A 25,739-nucleotide genomic window follows, 5' to 3' on the forward strand; every position below is an offset into this window, starting at 1 on the left:
ACACAGCCCCCGAGCCGCGACGCGCAGCGTCGCCTTGAGCAGGCTGGAGTTGACGATCGTCCGGCGGTTGGACGGGTTGCTGCACGGTTCCTACGAGGGGCTCATCCCGGGTCCGGGCAGCGAGGCCGGTGACAGCCGCGTCTACGTCCCCGGTGAGGACGACATCCGCCGCATGGACTGGGCGGTGACCGCCCGCACGGGCGTCCCGCACGTGCGGGACCTGATCGCCGACCGGGAGCTGGAGACCTGGGCGCTGGCCGACCTGTCGCCCAGCATGGACTTCGGCACCGCCGTCATGGAGAAACGCGACCTCGTGGTCGCCGCGATCGGCGCGATCGGCTTCCTGGCCGGGCGGATCGGCGACCGCTTCGGCGCCTACGTCCTGCACGACGAGCACATCCACCGGATGCCCGCCAGGAGCGGCCGTCCCGCCCTCTACGGGCTGCTGCACTCGCTGGCGGAGGCCCCCCGGGGCCGCCCCGTCGCCGACGCCCCCGACCTCGCCGAGGCGGTCGAGGTGCTCGCCTCGGTACGGCGCCGCCGCGGGCTGCGGGTGATCGTCTCCGACTTCCTGGGCGCCGAGCCCGTCCTCGATCCGCGTCTGGAGCCGCCCTGGGAGCGGCCGATGCGCCGGCTGGCCGCCCGCCACCAGGTGCTGGCCGTCGAGGTGATCGACCCGCGTGAGCTGGAGCTGCCCGGGGTGGGGCTGGTGAGCCTCGTCGACCCCGAGACCGGGCGGACCCGCGAGGTCCGGCTCACCGGCAGGCTGCGGGCGGCCTACGCCGAGGCGGCCGCCGCCCAGCGCGCGGCGACCCGCGCGACGCTGCGCCGCTGCGGAGTGGCGCACCTGGTGCTGCGGACCGACCGCGACTGGATCTTCGACATCGCCCAGTTCGTCCTGCGGCAGCGGCGCACGGCGCACCTGGCGCACCGGCATCCGACGTCAGGAGTGGCACGGTGACCTTCCTCTCTCCGGCCTGGCTGTGGCTGTTCGCCGCGCTGGCGCTGGTCGTGGCGGGCTACGTGGCCGCCCAGTTCGCCCGCCGGCGTCACGCGGTGCGCTTCACCAACCTGCCGCTGCTGGCACTGGTGGCGCCGGCCGGGCCCGGCTGGCGACGACACGTCGCCCCCACGCTGTTCCTGCTGATGATGGCCCTGCTGGTCCTGGGCGCGGCCCGGCCGGCCGACTCGGTGCGGGTCCCGCGCGACCGCGCCACCATCATCATCGCGCTGGACGTCTCGCTGTCGATGGAGGCGGGCGACGTCGCACCCAGCCGGATCACCGCCGCCAAGCAGGCCGCGCAGAAGTTCGTCAAGGACCTGCCCGAGCGGTTCAACGTCGGGGTGGTCGCCTTCGCCCGCTCCGCCTCGGTCGTGGTCTCCCCCACCACCGACCACCAGGCGGTCAACACCTCCATCGGCAACCTCAGCACCCGGGCCGGAACCGCGATCGGGGAGGCGGTGTTCAACTCGCTCGACGCCGTCCGCTCCTTCGACCAGCAGGCGGTCACCGACCCGCCGCCCGCCGCGGTCGTGCTGCTGTCCGACGGCGACAACACCTCCGGCCGTACGGTGGCCGAGGCGGTCGAGGCGGCGGCCTCCGCCCGGGTGCCGGTGTCCACGATCGCCTACGGCACTCAGGACGGCACCGTCACGATCGACGGCCGCGACGTCAACGTCCCGGTGAACAAGGCGACCCTGCAGAGTCTGGCGGAGGGCACCGGCGGCCGTGCCTACGAGGCGGAGTCGGGCAGCCAGCTCCGGGAGGTCTACGAGCAGATCGGCACCTCGCTCGGCTACCAGACGGTCGAGCAGGAGGTCACCCAGTGGTTCGTGGTGGCGGCGGCGCTGACCGGCATGGCGGTCGCCGCGGCCTCGATGCTGCTGGGCACGCGGCTGCCCTGACCCGGCCGCCTCCCGGCCGTGGCCGCTCCCCGCCCCGGACGCCGGGCGGCCCGCCGACGGGTCCCGGGGACACGGCCGCCCCGGCGCGGTCCCGGGCGTTGGTAACGTTCTACGACGTGGCACATTACTTCGAGGAGCGTCCCGAGACCGCCAGCCGTCCCGGCTCGGTCACGCTCGTGCTCCCCGACCTTCACCTGAGGATGGAGACCGACAGCGGGGTCTTCTCCCCCGAACGGGTCGACCAGGGCACCCGGATCCTGCTGGAGACCGTGCCACCTCCCCCGGCCGAGGGCGACCTGCTGGACCTCGGCTGCGGCTACGGCCCGATCGCCCTGACCATGGCCTCCCGCGCGCCCGCCGCGACCGTCTGGGCCGTCGACGTCAACCGCAGGTCGGTCGACCTGTGCGCCAGGAACGCCCGGAGCGCGGGCCTTGACAAAGTAAGGTCAGTGCATGTCGACGAGGTCCCGCCGGAGGTGCGGTTCCGGGCCATCTGGTCCAACCCCGCCATCCGCATCGGCAAGACCGCGATGCACGAGATGCTGACCCGCTGGCTGTCGCGGCTCACCCCCGACGGCGTCGCCCACCTCGTGGTCCAGAAGCACCTGGGGTCCGACTCGCTGCAGCGCTGGCTGAACGAGCAGGGCTGGCCCGCCACCCGAGCGGCCTCCCGCTCCTCCTACCGGGTCCTCAGGGTCGAGGCCCGCCCCGCGGACCGGAAGGGCTGAGACCCGCCCCGGCGGGGCCCTGCCTCCCCCGGGCGCCGGCCGTACGGCCCGGTGACGAACGACCCCGGCGAGCCGCGGCGCGCCCGGGTGAACCACGACGAACGAGGAACGGTGAACGAACGATGACCGCGAATCCGCGCAGGCAGCTGCGGCAGACGGACGTCAAGCGGCTCAACCGCACCTGGCGCAGGCACACCGAGGGGAGGCTCGCCCTGATCGTGGAGTCGGTGACCGGCCCGTTCAACATCGGCTCGATCTTCCGTACGGCCGCCGCCTTCGGGGTGGAGCACGTCTGGCTGGCGGGCAACGCCACTCCCCCGACCAACCCCAAGGCGCAGAAGACCGCGCTGGGCACCGACCGCCTGGTGGCGTGGGACGAGCCGGTCCCCGTCCTGGAAGCGGTGCGGGCCGCGAAGGACGACGGCTTCAGGGTGATCGCGGTCGAGCTGACCGGGGACGCGGTGCCGCTGCACGAGGCGAAGCTCGACGGCGACGTGTGCCTGGTGGTGGGCAGCGAGGACCACGGCTGCTCCCCGGCGCTGCTGGAGGCAGCCGACGGCGTCTGCTACATCCCGCAGGTCGGCCGGGTGGGCTCGTTCAACGTGGGGGTGGCCACCGCGATCGCGGTGGCCGAGGCCCGCCGCCAGGAGTGGGCCGCGAAGGGCATGCCCACCGGGAACTGAGCCCGCTCCCGGCGCGGCGCGTCCGGGAACCGGCCCCCTGGCGGGTGAAGCCGGCTCCCGCGGCGTCCGGCGCCGCGGGCACACGGCCGCGGGCGCCCGCTGTTTCACCGGGGCCACCGCGAACGTTCACCGCCCGTCCCGGTGACGCGCCCCGCCCTCAGGCGGCATACTCCTGCACGTGCAGCGCCGTTATGCCTTCCTCGACCATCCCGGCCCGCTCGCCTTCGCCCACCGGGGCGGGGCGGCCGAGGGCCGGGAGAACAGCCACGCCGCGTTCGCCCGCGCCGTGGAGCTCGGCTACACCTACCTGGAGACCGACGCCCACGCGACCGCCGACGGGGTGCTGCTGGCCTTCCACGACCACACCCTCGACCGGGTGACCGACCGGCGCGGCCGGATCTCCGACCTGCCCTACCGGGTGGTCCGGCAGGCGCGGATCGGCGGGGCCGAGGAGATCCCGCTCCTTGAGGACCTGCTGGGCTCCTGGCCCGGGGCGCGGTTCAACATCGACGTCAAGGAGACCTCGTCCATCGGGCCGCTGGCCCGGGTGATCAGGCGGACCAACGCCTACGACCGGGTCTGTGTCACCTCCTTCTCGGAGGAGCGGCTGGCCCGGGCCCGCGCCGCGATCGGCCGTGACGTGTGCTCCTCGCTCGGCCCGCTCGGCGTGATGTCGCTGCGCGCCGCCTCCTCCACCACCCGCTACGGCCGGCTGCTGGCCCGCCTGGCCCGCGCCGGGGTGCCGTGCGCCCAGGTCCCGCTGGGCTTCCGCGGCCTGCGGGTCACCACGCCCGCCCTGATCCGCACCGCGCACGCCCTGGGCATGCAGATCCACGTGTGGACCATCAACGACACCGGCGAGATGGATCGCCTGCTCGATCTCGGCGTGGACGGCGTGATGACGGACAACATCTCCGGCCTGCGCCGGGTGCTGGAGGAACGCGGCCTGTGGCACCCGGCGGGCCTGCCCGTCTGAACGCCCCGGCCGTCCGTCCGAACGGCCCGCCGCCCACCGACAGCCCCGGCCGCCCATCCGAACACCCCCGCCGCCCACCCGAAAGTCCCGGCCACCCGTCCGAACGGCCCGGCATCCACGGCCTTCCCGATCTTCCAGTTCCAGCCTCCCCCCAGTGAACCGAGGACCGTCATGACCGCCGAAAAGGTCACCGAGGACCTTTCCCCGTCCCCGAACCGCCTGCGCGAGCAACGCGGCTGGTACTTCTACGACTGGGCGAACTCCGCCTTCCCCACCACGGTCCTGACCGTCTTCCTGGGCCCGTACCTGACGACGATCGCCGAGACCGCCGCGGCGGGCCGGCCGTACGTGGACGTGCTCTGGTTCGACGTGCGGCCCAGCGCCTACTACTCCTTCGTGGTGGGTTTCTCGGCCGTTCTGCAGATCTTCCTGATGCCCGTCGCCGGGGCTCTGGCCGACCACACGGGCCGCAAGCGGGAGATCATGGGCCTGTTCGCCTATCTCGGCGCCGGGGCCACCGTCTGCTTCTGGTTCCTGTCGGGCGACCGCTATCTGCTGGGCGGCGCGCTGTTCGTGATGGCCAGCGTCTCGTTCTCGGCGGCGTTCGTCGTCTACAACTCGTTCCTGCCGGAGATCGCCGCGCCGGACGAGCGCGACCGGGTCTCGGCCATGGGCTGGGGTTTCGGCTACCTCGGCGGCGGCCTGCTGCTCGCCGTCCATCTGGGCCTGTTCCTCTACCACGACACCTTCCACGTGACGGAGGGCGACGCCGTACGGCTGGCGCTGGCGTCGGCGGGCCTGTGGTGGGGCGGGTTCACGGTCATCCCGATGCTGCGGCTGCGCAACCGGCGCGCGCTCGCCCAGGGCTCCGAGAGCGTGGGCCGGGCCGTCACCGGCACCTTCCGCCAGCTCGGCCGCACGATCGTGGAGCTGCGCCGGTACCCGCTGTCGCTGGCGTTCCTGGTGGCCTATCTCATCTACAACGACGGCGTGCAGACCGTCATCTCCTTCTCGGCCACCTACGCCGACAAGGAGCTCGGGCTGGGCCAGACCGTGCGGATCGGGGCGATCCTGATGGTGCAGTTCGTCGCCTTCGGCGGCGCGCTGCTGCTCGGCCGGCTGGCCGCCTCCTACGGCGCCAAGCGCGTCGTGCTGGCCGCGCTGGTCGCCTGGACCGGCGTGGTGGCCGTGGCCTATTTCCTGCCCAAGGGGGCGGCCCTGCCGTTCTTCGCGCTCGGGTTCGCCATCGCGATCGTGATGGGCGGCACACAGGCCCTGTCGCGGTCGCTGTTCTCGCACGTGATCCCGGCGGGCAAGGAGGCGGAGTACTACAGCCTGTACGAGATCAGCGACAAGGGCTCGACGTTCCTCGGGTCGTTCACCCTGGGCCTGGCGCTGCAGCTCACCGACAGCTACCGGCTCGGCATCGTCTCGCTGGTCATTTTCTTCGTGGTGGGTTTCGTCCTGCTCGCCGCGGTGAACCTGCCCCGGGCGATCCGCGCGGCGGGCAACCAGGTGCCCGAACGCCTCTGAGACATCTTCCCAAAAGCGCATCGCAGACCCGGCAAGGAACGCGCGATTGGATCTCCTCGTGTGTGGGAATCCACACACGGTATCAAGCGTTGTACGCCGTGGGAGACAAACCCCTCACGACGGGGCCCTCAGGAGGCATTGAGACATGGGCGAGCGTGCGCTACGCGGTACCCGACTCGGGGCGACCAGCTACGAGAACGACCGCAACACCGATCTGGCTCCGCGCCAGGAGGTGTCCTACATTTGCCCGAAGGGCCATCGGTTCGACGTCCCGCTCGCCGCCGAGGCCGAGATCCCGGCGACGTGGGAGTGCCGCATGTGCGGCGCGAACGCCCTGCGGGTGGACGGTGAGCTCCCGGAGGCCAAGAAGGCCAAGCCGCCGCGGACGCACTGGGACATGCTGCTGGAGCGTCGCACGATCGAGGACCTTGAGGAGGTGCTCAACGAGCGCTTGGCGATTCTGCGCGCCCAGCGCCGCAAGAGCGCCTGATCCGACGACCTGACGCGAGACCCCCGGCCCACGGCGAGGGCGCCGGGGGTCTCGTGCTGTCCGGGCGGGGCGGGCGGATCCGGCCGGTTCAGTAGCCGATGGTGAAGCGCCGCTGGACGAAGCGGGGTAGTTCCGCCTCGTCGATGAGTGCGACGGCGGCGTCCTCGGAGGAGATGCGGCTGCGTCCGGCGGCGTCGAGGACCGGCTGGTCTCCCCCGATCCGGAACCGTCCGGTGCGTCGGCCGGGGGCGATCTCCTCGGCCGGACTGAAGTAGGTCCAGAGCCGGTTGGAGGTGCGCAGGACGTTCAGGGCGTCCCGATGCCCGCGCACGGCGGCGGCGTACTCCCTCGGCAGTCCCGCCCGGTCGAGGCTCTCGTGCAGGAGTTCGTCGGAGTCCGCCCGTACGAGGCCGGGCTCGACCTCCAGGCTGCCGGCACCGCCGATCACGATCAGCCGGGTCCGGGGGTGGCTCTCCAGCGCCTTGAGCAGTGCTCGGGCGGCGGCGGCGTAGACCGTGGGATCGGCGATCGAACGCGACACGGTGTCGGCGAAGTCGGCAGCGGCGTTTCCGGGCTGGTATCCACTGATCAGGACGTCCAGTCCGGGCAGGACCGCGGCGATGCTCCCGGCATCGAGGACGTCGATGTTCTTCCAGACGATGTTCTCCCGCTCCTCGTCGATCCGGGTGGCGTCGCGGGTGAGCGCTGTGACGTAGTGCCCCCGGTGGAGGGCTTCGGTGACGACGCTCCCGCGGCGCATCCGGCCGATCGGATCCAGGCGTGGGCGCGGGCCTTCCGGGGGTGGGCCCTGGCCAATCCCGAGGGTTTCCGCCTCATCTACGGCGACCCGGTGCCCGGCTACCAGGCACCCGAGGGCGGCGCCGCCCCGGATGCCGCGCACCGGGTCTGCACGGGCATCGCCGCCCTCGCCGACGCCGCCTGGCCGCACACCGGACGTCTTCACGCGCGCAGCGACTTCCAGTGGTCCGACTTCGACGCCGGGCTGCTCGGCAAGGTCCGTCCGGCGTTCCCCGAACTGCCTCCGGCCGGCGTGGCACTCGCGCTGCGCATCTGGGGCCACCTGCACGGCCTGGTGTCGCTGGAGATCTACGGGCACCTGCGCACCCAGACGGTCAACCCCGACAAGCTCTTCCACGAGGAGCTGGCCCAGCTCGTCCGGTCGCTGGGCGTCGAACCCGAGGAGTGACGGCCCTCGGCACCTCCGGAGTCGTTCGCGGCCCCGGCGACCCGCGACCGGGACACCGCGTTCACCACGCGGCCGTGGCCGCCTCCCCCGGCGGGCACCCGGTGGGCACCGGCCACGGACGGGTGCCGGCCCCGGTTCCTCCCGGTGGGACGACCGTACGGGCAGGCGGCGGGCGGCCATACGCCCGGCGTACGGCCCGGCGGTCATACGCACGGCGGTCATACGGCGGGCGGCGGGTGGCGGGCTTCCGGAGGCGCGGGAATGGCCCGGTCCGGTGACGTGGAATCGGCTCTGGGGCCGGGCCTCTCCGGTCCTCTAGGGTCGGATCATGACCATCGCCGAGGACACGACGAACGACCGGCCCGCCCCCGGCAGGGCCGCGGCGCTGCGCGCGCTGCACGTGCCGGGGGACCCCTTGGTGCTGCCCAACGTCTGGGACGCCGCCTCGGCCCGGATCGTGGCGGCGGGCTTCCCGGCCGTCGCCACCGGCAGCGCCGCGGTCGCCCCGGTGCTCGGGTACGACGACGGGGAGGCGGCCCCGGCCGCGGAGATGCTGGCCGCGATCGCCCGGATCGTCCGCGCGGTGGCCGCCCCGGTCACCGCCGACCTGGAGCGCGGCTACGGCCTGGCGCCCGCGGAGCTGGTGGAACGGCTCGCCGCGACCGGCGCCGCCGGCTGCAACCTGGAGGACTCCGACCCGCGAACCGGCGAGATGGTCGACGCCGCCGAGCAGGCCGTCTTCCTCGCGGCCGTCCGCTCCGCCGCCTCCGCCGCGGGCGTGGACTTGGTGATCAACGCGCGGGTCGACGTCTACCACCACGGCTCCGGCTCCCCCGCCGAGCGGCTCGCCGAGGCCGTACGGCGGGGCCGTGAGTACCTGGCGGCCGGCGCCGACTGCGTCTACCCGATCTTCGTCTCCGAGCCCGCCGACATCGGCGCGCTGGCCGAGGGGATCGGCGGCCCGATCAACATCATGTTCCGCCCCGGCACGCCGTCACTGGCCGAGCTGGCCGGGCTCGGGGTCGCCCGCGTCAGCTTCGGCCCCGGTCTGTACCGGGCCGCGCAGGAGCACACCGCGCGACTGGTCGCGGCGATCCGGGAGGGCCGCAGCCCCTACGACCCGGAGTTCTCCGGGCGGTGACAGGCGCGTCCTCCGGGGTACGACGAGCCGTATTTCCACGACGTGTGTCAGAGGAGGCTCATATGCGTACGGTCATCGCCGGTGGCCACGGGAAGATCGGGCTGCGGCTGGGGCGGCTGCTCGCCGGGCGGGGGGACGAGGTCGTCAGCCTGATCCGCGACCCGGCGCAGGAGGACGACGTCCGCGGGACCGGGGCCGAGCCCGTCGTGTGCGACCTGGAGAAGGCGGGGGTGGAGGAGGTGGCCGCCCTCCTCGCCGGGGCGGACGCCGCGGTGTTCGCCGCCGGGGCCGGGGCGGGCAGCGGCGTGCCGCGCAAGGACACCGTCGACCGCGCGGCCGCGGTCCTGCTGGCCGAGGCGGCCGAGCGCGCCGGGGTCCGCCGCCTCGTCCAGATCTCCTCGATGGGGGCCGGGCAGCCGCCCCAGCCGGGCAGCGACGAGGTCTGGGCGGCGTACATCGACGCGAAGACCGCCGCCGAGAACGACCTGCAGGGCCGCCGCGACCTCGACTGGACGATCCTGCGTCCCGGGACGCTGACCGACGATCCCGGAGCCGGGCGCGTCACGCTGTCGCACCCGCCGGTGCCGCCCGGGCGGGTGTCCCGCGACGACGTCGCCGCGGTCATCGTGGAGCTGCTCGACTCCCCCGGCCCGCACCGCCACATCGTGGAACTCGTCGGTGGCGACGTCCCCGTCGCCGACGCCGTCCGCGGCCTGGCCTCCTGACCGCCCGCCCGGACCCGCCGGGACCGGGCGGGCCGATCGCGTCCGAGTGGATTCGGGCGGGTCCGGGCGGGTCCGGGCAGTCCAGCCGGACGTCCCCCTCGGCCCGCCCCCGGCGACTCCGCCGGGGGCGGGGTCATTAGGATGTCCGGATGCGTGATCTCGGTGAGGACCCGCGGCCGGCCCGGGGGGCGGTCCGCGAGGTCTACGGCGTGGACCGGACGGCGACCCTCGACTACTCCCCCGATTTGGACGGCCTGGCCGACCCGGGTGAGATCGTGTGGGCCTGGGTCCCCTACGAGGAGGACCCGGACCGGGGCAAGGACCGGCCGCTGCTGGTCGTCGGCCGCCACCGGCGGCGCCTGCTGGCGATGATGCTGTCCAGCCACGGCGACGACGACCCCCGCGAGTGGCTGGAGCTGGGCGCGGGTTCCTGGGACCGCGACGGCCGGGTCTCCTACCTGCGGCTGGACCGCGTCTTCGCGCTTGAGGAGGATGACATCCGCCGCGAGGGGGCGGTCCTCGACCCGGCCCGCTTCGCCCGCGTCGCCGCCGCCCTCGGCAGGATCCACGGCTGGTCCGTCGCCCGCTGACGGCCGGTCGGGACCGGTCAGGGCGTCTAGGCGGGCTCCACCGCCCAGGCGCCGCAGGCGTCGGAGATCATCGTGAAGGCCGCGACCGATCCGGCCGCGGCCGATTCGATCGCCGCCTGCGAGTCGGTGATGAGGTCTCCGGCGGCGTACAGGCCGGGCACGTTGGTGCGGCGGCACTCGTCGGTCTTGACGTAGCCGTCGCCGCCGAGCACCAGGCCCAGCCGCTCGGCCAGGCGCGTGATCAGCGGGACGGGCCGCTGGCCCGGCTGCCACAGCAGGGTCTGCCGTTCGACGAGCGTGCCGTCCTCCAGCTCGACCGTGTGCAGCCTGCCGCCGGTGTGGTGGAGCCTGCGGATCCTGCCCTCGACGACCCTGGCCTCGGGGACCGGCTCGGGCAGGGCGCCGTCGGCCAGGACGATCACGTCGTGGCTCCAGGCGGAGAAGCCCGCGGCGGCCGTCCTGGCGAAACCGGGGTCGGAGGTGACCACGCCCCAGGCGCGGTCCCGGTTCTCCCAGCCGACGCAGAACGGGCAGTGGATGACCGTCCTGCCCCAGCACTCGTCGAACCCCTCCACCTCGGGGCGGACGTCGATCACTCCGGTGGCGAGGAGCACCTGGCGCGCCCACAGCGGACCGCGGCGGTCGGACAGGACGGTGAAGCCCCCCTCGGGGTCGAGGATCACGTCGGTCGCGGTGGTCTCGTACATGTCGGCCATGCCGTACCGCGCCAGGTCGGTCCAGGCGCGGCGGCGGTACTCGTCGGGGGTGAGGCCGTCGAGGCCGACGATGCCGTGCACTCCCCTGGAGGGGGCGTTGCGCGGTGGTCGCCTCGTCTCCAGGACCGCCACCCGGCGCACCGAGCGGCCCAGCGTCATGGCCGCCGTCAGCCCGGCCGGCCCGCCGCCGATGATCGCCGCGTCGTAGTGCTGCACGGCGTGCTCCTTTCCGCCGGATCCACCGGCTCGGATCCGGTGCCTCCCGGTCCGCCGCCTCCGCCGCGGGCTCGCCGCGGCCCGCCGGGCGGGGACCCGCTTCCATGACCGTCTGCCTGGCAGTACCCCGGAACCCTGGCAGTACCCAGGAACTCGGGCGGTACCCCGGAACCGGACCGGGAGTCAGTCGCCGGGTGCCCGCGTGGGCCTCCCGGCTGATCGCTGACGGCGGGAGGTAATAAGGTTTACGGCCTATGTCCAGGAAGGTACAATTTTATGACCGCAAACCTTTTGTGGGCTTTCTTGCCCTCAGTATTTCAGCGACGCTGCTGGCCGGCGGCGCCACCCTGCTGAGCGGTCGTCTCGAACCGGTCCCGGACACACCCGGCACATCCGAGGCCCTGCCCCGGGTGCCGGTGACCCCCACCCCGCCCCCCGCGCCGACGGCGTCACCGCGGTCGTCCCCCGGAACGGACCGTCCCTTCCTCCTGGCCAACGGCCGCCGGCAGCCGCAGCGGATGAAGGTGCCGGCCTCGGCGGGCGGCCGCTACGCCGTCGTGGGCGGCGGGGCCGAGCCGCCGGCGGGCGGCAGAGGACGGGTGATCCGCTACATCGTCGAGGTCGAGCGCGGCCTGCCGTTCGACGGGCGGGAGTTCGCCGAGGCCGTGCACCGGACCCTGAACGACTCGCGGAGCTGGGGGTTCCGGTTCAAGCGCGTGGCGCGCGGGCCGGTGGAGATCCGGGTGTCGCTGTCCAGCCCCGCGATGACCGACCGGCAGTGCCTGCCGATGATCACCAACGGCATGCTGTCCTGCTGGAACGGCAGACGCGCGGTGATCAACGCCATGCGGTGGAACCAGGGCGTGCGGGGCTACAGGGGCGACGTCGCCACCTACCGGGAGTACGTCATCAACCACGAGGTGGGCCACGGCCTCGGCCACGGCCACACGCCGTGCCCCGGGCGCGGCCGGCGGGCCCCGGTGATGCTCCAGCAGACCAAGTCGCTGTACGGCTGCCGCCCGAACGCCTGGCCCTCCCCGGGCCGCTGACCGGCCTTCGGCGCCTGGCCGGCCGCCCTGCGGGCCCTCCCCGCGGGGCGGCCGGCCTCCGAAGATCAGCGGATCCGCGTCGCCTACTCTTGGCAGAGATCACTGTGATCGCTGCCAACACGAGGGGACGAGCGATGCTGCACGAAAGACTGGCGTCGATCTACGATAACGTTCTGAGCCGCAACCCGGGTGAGATCGAGTTCCACCAGGCCGTTCGCGAGGTGCTGGAGAGCATTGGACCGGTGCTCGCCAAGCATCCCGAATACGCCGAATCCAAGATCATTGAGCGCATCTGTGAGCCGGAGCGCCAGATCATCTTCCGCGTGCCGTGGGAGGACGACCGGGGCGAGGTGCAGATCAACCGGGGTTTCCGGGTGGAGTTCAACAGCGCGCTGGGCCCCTACAAGGGTGGCCTGCGCTTCCACCCCTCGGTCTACCTCGGCATCGTGAAGTTCCTCGGCTTCGAGCAGATATTCAAGAACGCGCTGACCGGCCTGCCCATCGGCGGCGGCAAGGGGGGCTCCGACTTCGACCCCAAGGGCCGCTCCGCGCGTGAGGTGATGCGTTTCTGCCAGAGCTTCATGACCGAGCTCTACCGCCACATCGGCGAGTACACCGACGTCCCGGCCGGTGACATCGGGGTCGGGCAGCGCGAGGTCGGCTACCTGTTCGGCCAGTACAAGCGGATCACCAACCGCTACGAGTCGGGGGTGATCACCGGCAAGGGGCTCAGCTACGGCGGCGCGCAGGTGCGGACCGAGGCGACCGGCTACGGCTGCGCGTTCTTCGTGGAGGAGATGCTGAAGGCGCGCGGCACGTCGTTCGACGGCCGGCGCGTCGTGGTGTCCGGGGCCGGCAACGTCGCCCTCTACACGATCGAGAAGGTGGAGCAGCTCGGCGGCGTGGTGGTCGCCTGCTCGGACTCCTCCGGGTACGTCCTCGACGAGAAGGGCATCGACCTCGCGCTGCTCAAGCAGGTCAAGGAGGTCGAGCGCAGGCAGCTGGACGCCTACGCCGAGCGCCGCGGCGGGGCGCTCTTCATGGCCGGCCGCTCCGTGTGGGAGGTGCCGTGCGAGGTGGCGATGCCGTCGGCCACCCAGAACGAGATCACCGGTCGCGACGCCGAGGCCCTGGTGGGGGGAGGCTGCATCGCGGTGGGCGAGGGCGCCAACATGCCCACCTCCCCGGAGGGAATCCGGGTCTTCCAGGAGGCGGGGGTGGCCTTCGGTCCCGGCAAGGCGGCCAACGCGGGCGGCGTGGCCACCAGCGCGCTGGAGATGCAGCAGAACGCCAGCCGCGACTCCTGGAGCTTCGAGTTCTCCGAGCAGCGCCTGCGGGAGATCATGTGTGACATCCACGCCCGCTGCCTGGAGACCGCCGACGAGTACGGCATGCCGGGCGACTATGTGGCCGGGGCCAACATCGGCGGGTTCAAGCAGGTCGCGGACGCGATGCTGTCGCTCGGCCTGATCTGAGGCCGCGCCCGCCCCGCACGGGGCCTCCCGGCGCGGGGCCTCCCAGCGCGGGTGGATTCCACCGGGCCGGTCGGTCCCGCCGGGCCGTCGCCCGGTCCGGCGGGTCTCCGGTCCGGGCGACGGTCCCCCGGTCCGGGCGACGGTTTTTCGGTCCGGGCGACGGTCTCCCGATTCGGGCCGGCCCCCGGCTGGACCGAGCCTTCCGGGCGGGCATGACAGGTCGGAAATGCCGGCCGTTCCCGTGACCCAGCGGATCTGGTAGCAAAATGCCGGACAAATAGCTCTTTTATCGGAAAAGGCCATCTTCTTCGCGTCGCACGGAATACAGTCCGGATTGTCGGACGGCGCCCACCCTTCGCGGAAGGGCGGAGGACACGCGGACGGGGTGGCTGACGGCCTTGGATCCGATCGGTGACGCACTGCTGAAGGCCATGGCGCCGGAGCTCGGGTACCGGCAGCGGGACGGGCAGCCCACCGTGTTCGGCCGGTGGTACTCGGCCAACGTCGTCCGGGACGCCGAGTACGAGAAGGCCCCCTGGTGCGACATGTTCATCGCCTGGGCCGCGGCGAAGGCCGGCGTCGCCGACTACGTCGGCCGGTTCGCCTGGACCCCCTCCCACGCCCGATGGTTCACCACGCACGGCGCGTGGTCGCGCACGCCCGAACCGGGGGCGCTGGTCTTCTTCGACTGGTCCGGCGGCGGGGACATCGGCGGCATCGACCATGTGGGAGTGGTCGAGAGCGTGGAGGGTGGAACGATCCACACGATCCACACGATCGAGGCGAACGTCGACGGCTCCCGGCTGAAGCGCAAGACCCGTGACGAGAGCAAGGTCGTCGGCTACGGCCTGCCGCGCAAGGTCAGGGAGAGCCTGACCGGCGCGCCCCCGGCCGAAGGGGCGCCGGTCCCCTCCGGGGTCACGCGGATCGAGGTGCGCCCGGCCCCCGGCCCCGGCGCGCCCGCCATGGCCTTCAGTACGGGGCCGTACGGCGTGCCGGCGGAGACGGTGCCGGTCGCCGGGCTGCTGGCCGTACTGCTCGTCGCGACGTTCCTGCTGACCAGGCGGCGGCCCCGTCCCGGGGCGGGCCGGCACCGCAGGCGGGGCCGCCGGCCGGACGGGGTGCCGGAGGGCGGTAGAGCGGCGGGCGCCGGGTAGTGTCCCGCCATGACGGTCACGGGATTCGCCGGGCGGATGGCGGCGTTCTGGACGCGGGCCCGCCGCCGCAACGGCTGGCTGGACCACCTGGTGCGCGCCGGGGTGCGGTACGACCAGGCGGACGGCGGGCGACTGTCGGCCGCGCTCACCTACTACTCGTTCTTCGCGGTGTTCGCGCTCGGGCTGCTGGGGTTCTCGATCATCGGGCACGTGCTGGACGACCCGAAGGTCATCACCACAGTGCAGGTCTTCCTGAGCGAGAACTTCCCCCGCCTGGACGTGGCGGCGCTGCGCGACGCCCGGGGCACGGCCGGGGCGATCGCCCTGGTGGGCCTGCCGTTGACCGGTTTGTTCTGGGTGGACAGCATGCGCTCGGCGATCCGGGCGATCTGGCGGCTGGAGGAGTATCCGGGCCCCTACCTCCTGCGCCAGGTGATCGACCTGGGCGTGCTGGCCGGGCTGGGACTGCTGCTGTCGGTCTCCCTCGCGGTGTCCTTCGCCGCCGAGTCGCTGCTGAACTGGATGTTCCTGCACACCGTGGGCGTCACCGACGACGCGACGAGATGGCTGCTGTCGGCGGTCTCGTTCGTGCTCGGCCTGGCGGTGAACACGCTGCTGGCCGCCGCCCTGCTCACCGTGACGCCCCGGCTGCGGCTGCCGCTCGGCCGGGTGCTGGGGCCCGCGCTGTTCGCCACCGCCGGGCTGGAGATCCTCAAGACCATCGGCCAGTTCTACCTGGAGACCACCGCGGCCAACCCCGCCTACCAGGTCGTGGCGGGCGCCGTCGGGATGCTGGCCTTCCTCAAGATCCTCAACCAGATCATCCTGTTCGCCGCCGCGCTGTGCGCCACCGGCACCGGCGGGCGGGTCGTCGATCTGGCGGCCCGCACGGAACGGCCCGAACGGCCCGAACAGACTGAACGGCCCGAACAGGCTGAACAGGCTGGACAGCCCGAGCGCTCCGGGCATCCGGAGCACCCCGGGAGCCCCGGAAGCCCCGGGAACCCTGGGCATCCGGAGCGTTCCGAGCGCCCGGCCGTGACCGCCGTCCCGGACGCCTGACCGGCCCGTTCCCCGGCCGGCGACCGCGCCGACTCCCTCATATCCTGACAATTACCCCATACTGAGGCGGTGTTGAGCAGTCACCGCCTCCGGGTCCTGCTGGAGGTCTTCCGTACGGGGAGCATCGCCGGTGCCGCGCGCGTCCTGCGGCTCTCACCGTCGGCCGTCTCCCACCAGCTGTCCCGGCTGGAGGAGGAGGCCGGGGTGGGCCTGGTCGAGCGGGGCGCCCAGAGCCTGCGGCTGACCGCGGCGGGCCGGCGGCTGGCGACCCGCGCCCAGGAGGTGCTCGACATCATCGAGGCCGCCGAGAAGGACCTGCTGGCGCAGGCCAGGGCCGACGCCGGGCAGCTGCGGATCGGGTTCTTCGCCTCGGCGGGGTACCGGCTGCTGCCGCTGGCGCTGTCGGCCTTCACCGCCCGCCATCCGGCGGTGGAGCTGGACCTGGTGCTCGGCCAGCCCCACGAGCTGATGCCCGACCTGGAGCGCGGCGCGCTCGACGTGCTGGTGGTCTTCGAGCACGCGCTCGACCCGTGGAAACCGCCGGAGGGGGTCGAGGTCACCCACCTGTTCGACGAGCCGCAGCTGCTGGTCGTGCCGCCCGGTCACCCCGCGGGCAGATCGCAGCGGGTACGGCTCGCCGACCTGGCCGGGGAGCCGTGGATCACCACCTACGGCACCGGCACCCCGGTCTCGGTGCTGGAGCGGGCCAGCGCGCTGGAGGGCTTCAGCCCGATGATCCGCTGCCGCAGCGACCACTACGAGGTCACGCTCGGGCTGGTGCGGGCCGGGCTCGGGGTCGCGCTGGTGCCCAGCCTCGGCGCGCGGGGCGCCCCCGGCGTCCAGGTGTGCCGGCTGGACGGGCCCCGGCTCTACCGCAGGATCGGCGCGGCGGCCCGCCCGACCAACCCCAACCCGGCGCTGCGCTCCTTCATCGACTACCTGCGCGACGCCTCGGCCCGGCTCCGCAACGCGTCGCACTGATCACCGGGCCGCGCCGGGGATCGCTAGCCTTTCCCTCGGAGGGCGCGCAGGTATAGTCAACGCTCATCCGTTCAGCACATATGTTCAGAGCCTAGGGAGAGCCCGCCCATGAACGCCGCCGACGCCGCACCGGAGGCACAGGCCCGGTTCCCCCAGGAGCTGATGTACGCGGCGGCGTCGCAGTACTACCTTGAGGACGCCACCCAGGCCGACATCGCCAAGCGGCTGGGCGTCAGCCGGGCCACGGTGAGCCGGCTGCTGACCGAGGCGCGCCGGCACGGCATCGTGGAGATCCGGGTGCACCGGCCGGCGACGCTGGAGGAGGGCCCGCTGGCCGCCGAGGTGGCCGCCGCGCTGGGCCTGCGGCGCGTCTTCCTGGTGCCCAGGGTCGGCGGCCCGGCGCTGGGCCCGTGGCTGGCCCCGGGCCTGGCCAGGGCGCTGGCCGCGGCGGGCCTGGAGTCCGGCGACGTGCTGCTCGTCTCCTCCGGCAGCACGGTCTACGAGTGCGCGCGGGAGAGCCTGGGGCGGTTCCCCGGCGTCACGATCGCCCCGGCCGTGGGCGGCCAGGAGGACCCGCAGCCCTGGTTCCAGACGAACGAGACCACCCGCCTGCTGGCCGAGCGCGTCGGGGGCGTGCCCAGCTACCTGTACGCGCCCGCCCAGCCGGGCCCCGAGCTGTTCTACTCCCTGCAGCACGAGCCGTCGGTGCGCAAGGTCATGGACCTGTGGGCGCACGCCAGGTGCGCGATCGTCGGCGTCGGCTCGCCGCCGCTGACGCGCCAGGTCGTGCCCGCCTTCGTGCCCCGCCACGCCGACGGCCTGCGCGACGCCGTCGGCGACGTGTGCTCGCGCTTCTACGACCGCGACGGCGAGCCCGTCGGCTACCCGGGCAGCGAGCGGCTGGTGGCGACCAGCCTGGAGCAGCTGCGCCGCATCCCCGTCTCGATCGCGGTGGCGGTCGGCCCGGAGAAGGTCCTGTCGATCGTCGCCGGGGCCAGGGGCGGCTACTTCAACCAGCTCGTCACCGACGCCCTGACCGCGGAGAGCCTGCTGTCGGCGACCCGCTGACGAGAGGCGGCCCCCTGACGAAAAGGTCCTGGCAGAAGGGGCCCCGCCGTACCGCGCCGTCCGCCGCCGGGCCCGCTGACGGACGGTGACGCCCCCGCGCGCCCCGCGCTCCGGGAAGGAGCTCCCCGGTCACCACGCGCGGATGAAGACCAGGTCACAGGCTCGGAAAATCCCTGAACACTTTTGCTGGACAAATATTCCGGACACGGCTAGCGTGTTCGGCCACGGCGCATCACCGCGTGTAGCGGACCGTGCCCGACCTCGGGGGACCGCGTAGCAGATCCGCTCCGCGAGGACACAGCAAGCAAGGGAAGAATCCGTGAAGAAAGCTCATATGCGGACATCGGCGTTCGCCGCGGTGGCGGTCATCGCAGGCATGGCGCTCACCGCCTGTGGTTCCGACTCCACCGGAGCGGACGGCGGCACCGGCGGCAGCGGTGGCGGGAGCGCGGAGAATGCCAAGGTGGCCTTCCTCATGCCCGACCTCGCCTCCACCCGGTACGAGCTGGCCGACAAGCCGCTGTTCGAGGCGAAGATGAAGCAGCTGTGCCCAAGCTGCACCGTCATCTACCAGAACGCCGACTCCGACGCCTCCAAACAGCAGCAGCAGGCCAACTCGGCTTTGGCCCAGGGCGTCAAGGCCATCGTGATCGACCCCGTCGACTCCGCCGCCGCCGCGACCATCGTCAAGTCGGCGCAGGCGCAGAACGTGCCGGTCATCGCCTACGACCGGCCGATCCCCACCACCCCGGCCGACTACTACGTCTCGTTCGACAACGAGAAGATCGGCTCGATGATCGGCCAGTCCCTGGTCGACCACCTGAAGAAGGAGAACGCCGAGGGCGGGATCCTCCAGGTCAACGGCTCCCCGACGGACGCCGCCGCCGGCCTGATCAAGAAGGGCATCCACAGCGCGGTCGACCCGAGCGGCTTCAAGCTGCTGGCCGAGTTCGACACCCCCGACTGGTCGCCGGAGAAGGCCCAGGGCTGGGTCAGCGGCCAGATCACCAAGTTCCGCGACCAGATCGCGGGCGTGGTGGCGGCCAACGACGGCACCGGAGGCGGCTCGATCGCCGCGTTCAAGGCGGCGGGCGTGAAGGTGCCGCCGGTCACCGGCAACGACGCCGAGTCGGCCGCCGCCCAGCGCATCATCTCCGGCGACCAGTACAACACGATCTCCAAGCCCATCAAGACCGTGGCCGAGGCCGCGGCCGACGTGGCCTACCAGTTCGTGCAGGGCAAGAAGCCCGCGGGCAAGACCACCCTCTACGACACTCCCTCGGAGCTGTTCACCCCCACGGTCGTGACCAGGGACAACATCAACGAGGTGCTGTTCCAGAGCGGAATCATGAAGGCGTCCGAGGTGTGCACGGGTGAGTACGCCAAGGGATGCGCCGAGCTCGGCATCAAGTAGATCTCGAGGAGCCCCTTTGTCCGCCACCCAGCAAAAAGACAGCGTCCTGTCCCTGCGCGGGATCAGCAAGACCTTCGGTGCGGTCGCCGCGCTCACCGACATCGACCTCGATGTGGCGGCGGGTCAGGTCGTGGCCGTCGTCGGGGACAACGGCGCCGGCAAGTCGACGCTGGTCAAGGTCCTGTCGGGCGTGCACTCGCCGGACTCCGGCACGATCACCTTCGACTCGAAGACGGTCGGCATCCCGAGTCCGGCGGCCGCCCACCGGCTCGGCATCGCCACCGTCTTCCAGGACCTCGCGCTGTGCGAGAACCTCAACGTGATCCAGAACCTCTTCCTCGGCCAGGAGCTCCGCCCGCTCCGGCTGAACGAAGTGGCGATGGAGACGCGCTCGTGGGAGCTGCTCCGCCAGCTCTCGGCGAAGATCCCCAGCGTGCGGGTGCCGGTGGCGTCACTGTCGGGCGGCCAGCGGCAGACCGTCGCGATCGCCAGGTCGCTGCTCGGCGACCCGAAGATCATCATTCTCGACGAGCCGACCGCCGCCCTGGGCGTCGCGCAGACGGCCGAGGTGCTCAACCTGGTCGAACGGCTCCGGGAGAACGGCCTGGGCGTCATCATGATCAGCCACAACATGGCGGACGTGAAGGCGGTCGCCGACACCGTGGCCGTGCTGCGGCTGGGCCGTAACAACGGGGTGTTCGACGTGAACGACGTCTCGGTCGAGGACATCATCGCCGCCATCACCGGCGCCACCGACAACGTGGTGTCGCAGCGCCGGGCGCGCCGCAAGGAGGGGCTCTCATGACCACCACGCTCGCCACCGACCGGCAGGACGAGCGGCTGCAGAGCCGCGAGGGGCTGCGCGGCGCGGTCACCGACGTGATCGAGCGGGCCCGCGGCGGCGACCTCGGCGTGATCCCCGTCGTGGTCGGCCTCGTGGTGATCTGGGCCGTGCTGCAGATCCTCAACCCGGTCTTCCTGTCCAGCACCAACCTGGTCAACCTCACGCTGGAGTCGGCCGCGGTCGGCGTCATCGCGCTCGGCATCGTGTGCGTGCTGCTGGTCGGGGAGATCGACCTGTCGGTCGGCTCGGTCAGCGGCCTGTCCGGCGCGGTGCTGGCGGTGCTGTTCGTCGACAAGGGGCTGCCGGTCTGGGCGGCCATCCTGGCGGCGATCGCGCTGAGCGCGGCGATCGGCTGGGTGTACGCCCAGCTGTTCAACCGCTTCGGGGTGCCGAGCTTCGTCATCACGCTGGCCGGGTTGCTGGCCTTCCTCGGCCTGCAGCTGTACGTGCTGGGCACCAAGGGATCGATCAACCTGCCGTTCGACTCGGCCCTGGTGAACTTCGCGCAGCTGGCCTTCGTGCCGCAGTGGCTGTCGTACACCTTCGCGGTCGTCGCCGCGGCCGGGCTGTTCGCCAGCGGCTACCTCCACGCCCGGGAGCGCCGCCGGGCGGGCCTTTCGGCCAGGACCACCTCCATGCTGGCCGTACGGAGCCTCGCGCTGCTGGCGGTGCTGGCGTTCGTGGTCTGGTACCTCGGGCGGACCCGCGGCGTCGGCTGGATGTTCGTCCTGTTCGTCGCGCTGGTGCTGGTCATGCACTACCTGCTGTCGCGCACCAAGTGGGGCAGGTCGGTCTACGCCGTCGGCGGCAACGTGGAGGCGGCACGGCGGGCCGGCATCAACGTCCGGGCCGTCTACACCTCGGTGTTCATGCTCTGCTCCTCCTTCGCCGCGGTGGGCGGCATCCTGGCCGCCGCCCGGCTGGCCGCCGCCAACCAGAGCAGCGGCGCCGGCGACGTGAACCTCAACGCCATCGCCGCCGCCGTGATCGGCGGGACGAGCCTGTTCGGCGGGCGCGGCACCGCGTTCGGCGCGCTGCTCGGCATGATCGTCATCCAGTCGATCTCCAGCGGCCTGACACTGCTGAACCTCGACTCCTCCATCCGGTTCGTGGTGACGGGCGTGGTGCTGCTGCTGGCCGTGGTCGTCGACTCGGTCGCGCGCAAGTCGCGGACCTCCCACGGGCGGGCCTGATGGCGGCGATCTGCGTCGACGCCGGAACCACGGTGGTCAAGGCGGTCGGCTACGACGAGGCGGGGGCGGAGGTCGCGGTCGCCCGGCAGGAGACCGGCGTGTCCCGCCCCGCGCCGGGCCACGCCGAGCAGGACATGAACACGGTCTGGGCGGCGGTCGCGCGCACGGTGCGCGCGGTCGCCGACCGGCTCGCCGACGCCTCGGCCGGGACCGTCGACTTCGTCGCGGTCACCGCCCAGGGCGACGGCGCCTGGCTGGTCGGCCCCGACGGTGAGCCGACCGGCCCGGCGATCCTGTGGAACGACGGCCGGGCCACGGCCGCGGTGGACGCCTGGAACCGCTCCGGCGCGGCCGGGCGCGCATTCCGCGTCAACGGCTCCGCCGCCGCCTCGGGACTGCCGCACGCCATCCTCACCTGGCTGCGGGAGCACGACCCCGAGCGGCTGGAACGCTCGGCGGCCCTGCTGACCTGCGGCGGATGGATCTTCTCCCGGCTGACCGGGGAGACCGCCGCGGACGAGTCCGACGCCTCGGCGCCGTTCATGGACCTGCGCGCCCGCGCCTACTCCCCCGAGCTGATGGCGCTGTTCGGCCTGGAGTGGGCCGCGCGGCTGCTGCCAGAGCCGCGCGGCGACGCGCGCCGCGTCGCCGCGCTCACCGCGTCCGCCGCCGCGTCGCTGGGCCTGCCCGCCGGGACCCCGGTCGTGATGGCCCCCTACGACATCGTCTCCACCGCCGTCGGGGCGGGCGCGGTGGGCGACGGCCGGGCGTGCAGCATCCTGGGCACCACGCTGTGCACCGAGACCATCGTCGCCGAACCCGGCCTCGACGGCCCCGCCGTGGGCATCACGATCGCGGCCCCCGGCGGCTACCTGCGGGCCTTCCCCACCTTCGCCGGGGTCGAGGTGATCAACTGGGTCTGCCGCCTGCTCGGGCTGCCCGGTCCGGCCGCCCTCGGCGAACTGGCCGCGGCGAGCCCGCCGGGCGCGGGCGGGCTGGCGTTCCTGCCCTACCTGTCCCCCGCCGGGGAGCGGGCGCCGTTCTGCGACCCGCTCGCCCGGGGCTCCTTCCTCGGCATGTCGTTCGACCACGACCGCGAGCACATCGCCCGCGCCGTGTTCGAGGGCCTCACGTTCGTCGTCCGCGACTGCCTGGACGCCTTCGGCCCCGCCGTGCGGGAGCTGCGGGTGTGCGGCGGCGGCTCGGCGAGCGACCTGTGGGTGCGGATGATCGCCGACGTCACCGGCCTGCCGGTGCTCCGGCCGGCCGACGCCGAGGTCGGCGCCCGCGGCGCCTTCCTCGTCGGCCTGGCCGCGACGGGCGCCGCCGCCGATCTTAAAGAGGCGGCCGGGCGCCACGTGCGGCTGCGCGACGCCGTACGGCCGCGGCCCGGTGCCTACGAGACCTTCTACCGGGACTTCCTCGCGCTGCGCGAGACCGCCGCCCGGTCCTGGCCACTGCTCGCCGAGACGCGGAGCCGCTCATGAGCGTGTGGATCGGCATAGACCTGGGCACGCAGAGCGTGCGCGTGATGGCCGTCACCGGCGACGGCCGGGTGCTCGGCGCGGCGAGCAGGCCGCTGACCAGCCACCGCGACGGCCCCCGGCACGAGCAGGACCCCGAGCAGTGGTGGGAGCAGCTGGCCGCCGCCGCCCGCGAGGCGCTGCGCGACGTGCCGCCCGGCCCCGTCGGCGGCGTGGCCGTGGACGCCACCTCCGGCACGATCCTGCTCACCGGCGACGACGGCCGGCCCCTCACCCCCGGGCTGATGTACGACGACCGGCGGGCGGCCGACGAGGTCGATCGGGTCAACGAGGCCGGCGCGCACGTCTGGGACCGGCTCGGCTACCGCCGCATGCAGGCCAACTGGGCGCTGCCCAAGCTGCTGTGGCTGCTGCGCGACGCCCCGGCCGGGGCGCGCCTGGCGCACCAGAACGACTTCGTCAACCGCCGCCTGACGGGCCGGCCGGTCGCCACCGACCTGAGCAACGCGCTGAAGACGGGCGTCGACCTGATCGGCGAGCGCTGGCCGTCGGACGTCCTGGACGCCCTCGGCGTCCCCGCCTCCGTGCTGCCCGGCGTGGTACGGCCCGGCACCGTGCTCGGCGAGGTCTGCGCCGGGGCCGCCGAGGCCACCGGCATCCCGGCGGGCACGCCGGTGGTCGCCGGCACCACCGACGGGTGCGCGGCGCAGCTCGGCGCGGGCGCCCTCACGCCCGGGAGCTGGAACTCGGTGATGGGCACCACGCTGGTGCTCAAGGGCGTCACCCGGGAACTGGTCCACGACCCGCTGGGCGTCGTCTACTCCCACCGCGCCCCGGACGGCTCGTGGCTGCCGGGCGGCGCGTCCAGCACCGGCGCGGGCGTGCTGGCCCGCGACCTGGCCGGGCGCGACCTCGACGCGCTCAGCCGCCTGGCCGCCGGGCGCTTCGGATCCGGCGGCTCCTCCGCCGACCCGTCCGCCACCGTCTACCCGCTGGTCTCGCGGGGAGAGCGGTTCCCGTTCGCCGCGCCGGAGGCGGAGGGCTTCACCCTCGGCCACGTCGGCGACGACGTCGACCGCTACGCCGCGATCCTGCGCGGCGCCGCCTACATCGAGCGGCTCTGCTTCGACTACCTCGATCTGCTCGGCGCCCCGGTGGACGGCGAGATCGTGCTGACCGGCGGCGCGACCCGCAGCGCCTACTGGAACCGGGTCAGGGCCGCCGTGCTGGGCCGGCCGGTGACCCTGCGGGAGAACGCCGAGCCCGCGCTCGGCATGGCCGTCCTCGCCGCCGGGCCCGCCTCGGCGGCGCGGATGGTCCGCACCCGCGAAATCGTCGAACCCGGCGGTGAGGACCTGCGCGAGCACTACCTGCGGTTCGTCGCCGAACTGGAGGACCGCGGCTGGCTGCCCACGGAGGCCGCCGCTCACGCCCGGAGAAGGAGCACCCGATGACCCGGCTCGTACTGGCCCGCCACGGCGAGACCGTCTGGCACGCCGAGAACCGCTACGCCGGCGTCACCGACGTCGAGCTGACCCCGCGCGGCCACGAGCAGGCCGGACGGCTGGCCGCCTGGTCCGCCGCGGCCGGGCTCGCCGCCGTCTGGACGTCCACGCTGAGCCGGGCCCGGATCACCGCCGAGGCGAGCGCCCGCGCGGCGGGCGTCGAACCGCGGGTGGACGCCCGGCTGTGCGAGCTCGACTTCGGCCGGGGTGAGGGGCTGACCTCCGCCGAGATGCACGAGCGGTTCCCCGAGGCCCGCGCCGCCTTCGAGGCCGATCCCGCCGCCCATCCGCTGCCCGGGGGCGAGGACCCCGGGCGGGCCGCCGCCCGGTTCACCGCCGCCCTGGGCGACATCGCCGCCGCCCACCCCGGCGGGCGGGTGCTGGTGGTGGCCCACACGACCGCGATCAGGCTCGCGCTGTGCGGGCTCATCGGGGTACCGCTCGGTTCCTACCGGCGGCTCTTCCCGCGCCTGGACAACTGCGCCGTCACCGAGCTGCGCCTCGACGGCGGGCAGGTCGCGATCCTGCAGTTCAACTCTCCGATTGGAGCCGTTCGTTGACCATCCGAATCCTCGCCGCCGGTGACCACTTCGTGCGCAGCGACCTCCTGGCGGACGCGCTCAGGCAGGTGGTCCCCGGCGGCGCCGACATCCGCGAGCTGACCCTGCCGTGGCCGGTCGTGCCGTTCGGCCGGGTGGGCGAGGTCGACGAGGCGTCCGACGTGGAGGAGGAGCTGATCGAGGCGCTGCGCGGCGTGGAGATCTGCGTGACCCAGATGGCGCCGCTGACCCGGCGGGTCCTCGACGCCTGCCCCGACCTGAAGCTGTTCTGCGTCAGCCGGGGCGGCCCGGTCAACGCCAACCTCCAGGCCGCCACCGAGGCCGGGGTGACCGTCACGTTCGCGCCGGGCCGCAACGCGGTCGCCACCGCCGAGCACACGGTGGCCATGCTCCTGGCCGCCACCCGGCGCATCCCGCAGACCAACGCCGACCTCGCCCGGGGCGTGTGGCGGGGCGACTACTACATGTACGACCACGTCGGCCCGGAGCTGGAGGGCGGCACGGTCGGCCTGGTCGGCTACGGCGCGATCGGCAGCCGGGTGGCCCGCATGCTGGAGGGGTTCGGCGCCGAGGTGCTGGTGTACGACCCCTACGTCACCGGCGTCCCCGGCCAGGTGGGGCTGGAGGAGCTGCTGCGCCGTTCCCGCTTCGTGTCCCTGCACGCCCGGGTCACCCCGGAGACCACCGGCATGATCGACGCGAAGCGGATCGCGCTGATGCCCGCCGGATCGGTGCTGGTCAACTGCGCCCGGGGCGCGCTGCTCGACTACGACGCCCTGTGCGACGCCCTGGACTCGGGTCACCTGTTCGGCGCCGCGGTGGACGTCTTCCCCACCGAGCCCATCCCCGAGGGGTCCCGCCTGCTCACCACGCCCAACCTGGTGATGACCCCGCACCTGGCGGGGGCCAGCAAGGAGACGGCGGCCAAGGCGGCGCGGATCGTCGCCGAGGACGTGGCCCGCTACCTGCGCGGCGAGCCGGTCGCCCACCACGCCAATCCCGCCCTCGCCGCCTCCTGAACCGCCGCTCCGGAGGCC

At 73.2% G+C, this 25,739-nt stretch carries 26 protein-coding genes; 24 read left to right on the forward strand and 2 right to left on the reverse strand.

Annotated features, from left to right (window positions below; translation table 11 throughout):
* The first annotated feature begins 34 nt into the window (after window positions 1–34).
* The 7 genes from ACQP10_RS22495 (at window position 35) to ACQP10_RS22525 (ending at window position 6,315) form a co-directional block, all read left to right on the forward strand.
* Window positions 35–961 (forward strand): DUF58 domain-containing protein, encoded by a 927-nt coding sequence (locus tag ACQP10_RS22495; protein ID WP_346022334.1) that lies wholly within the window; start codon window positions 35–37, stop codon window positions 959–961.
* Window positions 958–1,905: a VWA domain-containing protein gene (locus ACQP10_RS22500; RefSeq protein ID WP_346022335.1), complete on the forward strand. Its 948-nt coding sequence runs from the start codon at window positions 958–960 to the stop codon at window positions 1,903–1,905. Before ACQP10_RS22495 ends, ACQP10_RS22500 begins: the two co-directional genes overlap by 4 nt.
* Before the next feature lie 116 nt (window positions 1,906–2,021).
* Window positions 2,022–2,633: a class I SAM-dependent methyltransferase gene (locus tag ACQP10_RS22505; RefSeq protein WP_346022336.1), complete on the forward strand. Its 612-nt coding sequence runs from the start codon at window positions 2,022–2,024 to the stop codon at window positions 2,631–2,633.
* Between the two features lie 122 nt (window positions 2,634–2,755).
* Window positions 2,756–3,316: an RNA methyltransferase gene (locus ACQP10_RS22510; RefSeq protein WP_389998950.1), complete on the forward strand. Its 561-nt coding sequence runs from the start codon at window positions 2,756–2,758 to the stop codon at window positions 3,314–3,316.
* A 178-nt stretch (window positions 3,317–3,494) separates the two neighbouring features.
* On the forward strand, window positions 3,495–4,292 hold the full coding sequence (locus ACQP10_RS22515; protein WP_346022338.1) for a glycerophosphodiester phosphodiesterase: 798 nt from the start codon (window positions 3,495–3,497) through the stop codon (window positions 4,290–4,292).
* Between the two features lie 171 nt (window positions 4,293–4,463).
* The gene (locus ACQP10_RS22520; protein ID WP_389998953.1) at window positions 4,464–5,825 is read left to right on the forward strand and encodes an MFS transporter; all 1,362 of its coding nucleotides are present in this window, start codon (window positions 4,464–4,466) and stop codon (window positions 5,823–5,825) included.
* A 145-nt stretch (window positions 5,826–5,970) separates the two neighbouring features.
* Window positions 5,971–6,315, forward strand: coding sequence for an RNA polymerase-binding protein RbpA (locus ACQP10_RS22525; RefSeq protein ID WP_179828419.1), 345 nt, complete (start codon window positions 5,971–5,973; stop codon window positions 6,313–6,315).
* A gap of 88 nt (window positions 6,316–6,403) precedes the next feature.
* Here ACQP10_RS22525 and ACQP10_RS22530 read toward each other — a convergent pair whose 3' ends face one another.
* Window positions 6,404–7,075 (reverse strand): NAD(P)-dependent oxidoreductase, encoded by a 672-nt coding sequence (locus ACQP10_RS22530; protein WP_433539659.1) that lies wholly within the window; start codon window positions 7,073–7,075, stop codon window positions 6,404–6,406.
* On the opposite strand from ACQP10_RS22530, the gene ACQP10_RS22535 reads away from it, so the two are divergent.
* The 4 genes from ACQP10_RS22535 (at window position 7,040) to ACQP10_RS22550 (ending at window position 9,978) form a co-directional block, all read left to right on the forward strand.
* Window positions 7,040–7,522 (forward strand): TetR-like C-terminal domain-containing protein, encoded by a 483-nt coding sequence (locus tag ACQP10_RS22535; RefSeq protein ID WP_433539660.1) that lies wholly within the window; start codon window positions 7,040–7,042, stop codon window positions 7,520–7,522. The two genes, ACQP10_RS22530 and ACQP10_RS22535, sit on opposite strands and share 36 nt — an antisense overlap.
* Window positions 7,523–7,850: 328 nt before the next feature.
* Entirely contained in the window at window positions 7,851–8,663 is an 813-nt protein-coding gene (locus ACQP10_RS22540; protein ID WP_433539661.1) for an isocitrate lyase/PEP mutase family protein, read from the forward strand.
* A gap of 62 nt (window positions 8,664–8,725) precedes the next feature.
* Entirely contained in the window at window positions 8,726–9,388 is a 663-nt protein-coding gene (locus ACQP10_RS22545; protein ID WP_346022342.1) for an NAD(P)H-binding protein, read from the forward strand.
* 149 nt (window positions 9,389–9,537) lie between these two features.
* On the forward strand, window positions 9,538–9,978 hold the full coding sequence (locus ACQP10_RS22550) for a type II toxin-antitoxin system PemK/MazF family toxin (RefSeq protein WP_433539662.1): 441 nt from the start codon (window positions 9,538–9,540) through the stop codon (window positions 9,976–9,978).
* 26 nt (window positions 9,979–10,004) lie between these two features.
* Here ACQP10_RS22550 and ACQP10_RS22555 read toward each other — a convergent pair whose 3' ends face one another.
* Entirely contained in the window at window positions 10,005–10,910 is a 906-nt protein-coding gene (locus ACQP10_RS22555) for an NAD(P)/FAD-dependent oxidoreductase (protein ID WP_433539663.1), read from the reverse strand.
* A gap of 293 nt (window positions 10,911–11,203) precedes the next feature.
* Here ACQP10_RS22555 and ACQP10_RS22560 point away from each other — a divergent pair, with 293 nt between their 5' ends.
* The 13 genes from ACQP10_RS22560 (at window position 11,204) to ACQP10_RS22620 (ending at window position 25,721) form a co-directional block, all read left to right on the forward strand.
* Entirely contained in the window at window positions 11,204–11,959 is a 756-nt protein-coding gene (locus ACQP10_RS22560; protein ID WP_346022345.1) for a DUF3152 domain-containing protein, read from the forward strand.
* Window positions 11,960–12,093: 134 nt separating this feature from the next.
* A complete protein-coding gene (gene gdhA, locus ACQP10_RS22565; RefSeq protein ID WP_179828404.1) occupies window positions 12,094–13,434 on the forward strand; it encodes an NADP-specific glutamate dehydrogenase in 1,341 nt (446 codons plus the stop codon).
* Window positions 13,435–13,832: 398 nt separating this feature from the next.
* Window positions 13,833–14,591, forward strand: coding sequence for a CHAP domain-containing protein (locus ACQP10_RS22570; protein ID WP_433539664.1), 759 nt, complete (start codon window positions 13,833–13,835; stop codon window positions 14,589–14,591).
* 9 nt (window positions 14,592–14,600) lie between these two features.
* Window positions 14,601–15,653: a YhjD/YihY/BrkB family envelope integrity protein gene (locus ACQP10_RS22575; protein WP_433539665.1), complete on the forward strand. Its 1,053-nt coding sequence runs from the start codon at window positions 14,601–14,603 to the stop codon at window positions 15,651–15,653.
* A 69-nt stretch (window positions 15,654–15,722) separates the two neighbouring features.
* The gene (locus tag ACQP10_RS22580; protein ID WP_179828398.1) at window positions 15,723–16,634 is read left to right on the forward strand and encodes a LysR family transcriptional regulator; all 912 of its coding nucleotides are present in this window, start codon (window positions 15,723–15,725) and stop codon (window positions 16,632–16,634) included.
* A gap of 108 nt (window positions 16,635–16,742) precedes the next feature.
* On the forward strand, window positions 16,743–17,702 hold the full coding sequence (locus ACQP10_RS22585; protein WP_346022348.1) for a sugar-binding transcriptional regulator: 960 nt from the start codon (window positions 16,743–16,745) through the stop codon (window positions 17,700–17,702).
* Between the two features lie 319 nt (window positions 17,703–18,021).
* On the forward strand, window positions 18,022–19,116 hold the full coding sequence (locus ACQP10_RS22590; RefSeq protein ID WP_346022349.1) for an ABC transporter substrate-binding protein: 1,095 nt from the start codon (window positions 18,022–18,024) through the stop codon (window positions 19,114–19,116).
* Between the two features lie 16 nt (window positions 19,117–19,132).
* Window positions 19,133–19,921: an ATP-binding cassette domain-containing protein gene (locus tag ACQP10_RS22595; RefSeq protein WP_179828394.1), complete on the forward strand. Its 789-nt coding sequence runs from the start codon at window positions 19,133–19,135 to the stop codon at window positions 19,919–19,921.
* Complete coding sequence (locus ACQP10_RS22600) at window positions 19,918–21,153, forward strand: sugar ABC transporter permease (RefSeq protein ID WP_346022350.1); 1,236 nt, start codon at window positions 19,918–19,920, stop codon at window positions 21,151–21,153. The genes ACQP10_RS22595 and ACQP10_RS22600 overlap by 4 nt, the downstream gene beginning before the upstream one ends.
* Complete coding sequence (locus ACQP10_RS22605) at window positions 21,153–22,640, forward strand: FGGY family carbohydrate kinase (protein WP_433539666.1); 1,488 nt, start codon at window positions 21,153–21,155, stop codon at window positions 22,638–22,640. Before ACQP10_RS22600 ends, ACQP10_RS22605 begins: the two co-directional genes overlap by 1 nt.
* A complete protein-coding gene (locus ACQP10_RS22610) occupies window positions 22,637–24,091 on the forward strand; it encodes an FGGY-family carbohydrate kinase (protein WP_433539667.1) in 1,455 nt (484 codons plus the stop codon). The genes ACQP10_RS22605 and ACQP10_RS22610 overlap by 4 nt, the downstream gene beginning before the upstream one ends.
* Window positions 24,088–24,702 (forward strand): histidine phosphatase family protein, encoded by a 615-nt coding sequence (locus ACQP10_RS22615; RefSeq protein WP_179828386.1) that lies wholly within the window; start codon window positions 24,088–24,090, stop codon window positions 24,700–24,702. The genes ACQP10_RS22610 and ACQP10_RS22615 overlap by 4 nt, the downstream gene beginning before the upstream one ends.
* The gene (locus ACQP10_RS22620; protein ID WP_428837526.1) at window positions 24,699–25,721 is read left to right on the forward strand and encodes a 2-hydroxyacid dehydrogenase; all 1,023 of its coding nucleotides are present in this window, start codon (window positions 24,699–24,701) and stop codon (window positions 25,719–25,721) included. Before ACQP10_RS22615 ends, ACQP10_RS22620 begins: the two co-directional genes overlap by 4 nt.
* Window positions 25,722–25,739 lie beyond the last annotated feature (18 nt).

The sequence above is a fragment of the Streptosporangium sandarakinum genome, from assembly GCF_050942225.1.
Lineage (GTDB): Bacteria > Actinomycetota > Actinomycetes > Streptosporangiales > Streptosporangiaceae > Streptosporangium > Streptosporangium nondiastaticum.

Bases quoted from the DNA above. Each gene is read 5' to 3' on its own strand.
- ACQP10_RS22510 (WP_389998950.1), top strand. From the start codon at position 2,756: ATGACCGCGAATCCGCGCAGGCAGCTGCGGCAGACGGACGTCAAGCGG.
- ACQP10_RS22520 (WP_389998953.1), top strand. From the start codon at position 4,464: ATGACCGCCGAAAAGGTCACCGAGGACCTTTCCCCGTCCCCGAACCGC.
- ACQP10_RS22525 (WP_179828419.1), top strand. From the start codon at position 5,971: ATGGGCGAGCGTGCGCTACGCGGTACCCGACTCGGGGCGACCAGCTAC.
- ACQP10_RS22530 (WP_433539659.1), bottom strand. From the start codon at position 7,075: ATGCGCCGCGGGAGCGTCGTCACCGAAGCCCTCCACCGGGGGCACTAC.
- ACQP10_RS22540 (WP_433539661.1), top strand. From the start codon at position 7,851: ATGACCATCGCCGAGGACACGACGAACGACCGGCCCGCCCCCGGCAGG.
- ACQP10_RS22545 (WP_346022342.1), top strand. From the start codon at position 8,726: ATGCGTACGGTCATCGCCGGTGGCCACGGGAAGATCGGGCTGCGGCTG.
- ACQP10_RS22550 (WP_433539662.1), top strand. From the start codon at position 9,538: ATGCGTGATCTCGGTGAGGACCCGCGGCCGGCCCGGGGGGCGGTCCGC.
- gdhA (WP_179828404.1), top strand. From the start codon at position 12,094: ATGCTGCACGAAAGACTGGCGTCGATCTACGATAACGTTCTGAGCCGC.
- ACQP10_RS22575 (WP_433539665.1), top strand. From the start codon at position 14,601: ATGACGGTCACGGGATTCGCCGGGCGGATGGCGGCGTTCTGGACGCGG.
- ACQP10_RS22585 (WP_346022348.1), top strand. From the start codon at position 16,743: ATGAACGCCGCCGACGCCGCACCGGAGGCACAGGCCCGGTTCCCCCAG.
- ACQP10_RS22600 (WP_346022350.1), top strand. From the start codon at position 19,918: ATGACCACCACGCTCGCCACCGACCGGCAGGACGAGCGGCTGCAGAGC.
- ACQP10_RS22605 (WP_433539666.1), top strand. From the start codon at position 21,153: ATGGCGGCGATCTGCGTCGACGCCGGAACCACGGTGGTCAAGGCGGTC.
- ACQP10_RS22610 (WP_433539667.1), top strand. From the start codon at position 22,637: ATGAGCGTGTGGATCGGCATAGACCTGGGCACGCAGAGCGTGCGCGTG.
- ACQP10_RS22615 (WP_179828386.1), top strand. From the start codon at position 24,088: ATGACCCGGCTCGTACTGGCCCGCCACGGCGAGACCGTCTGGCACGCC.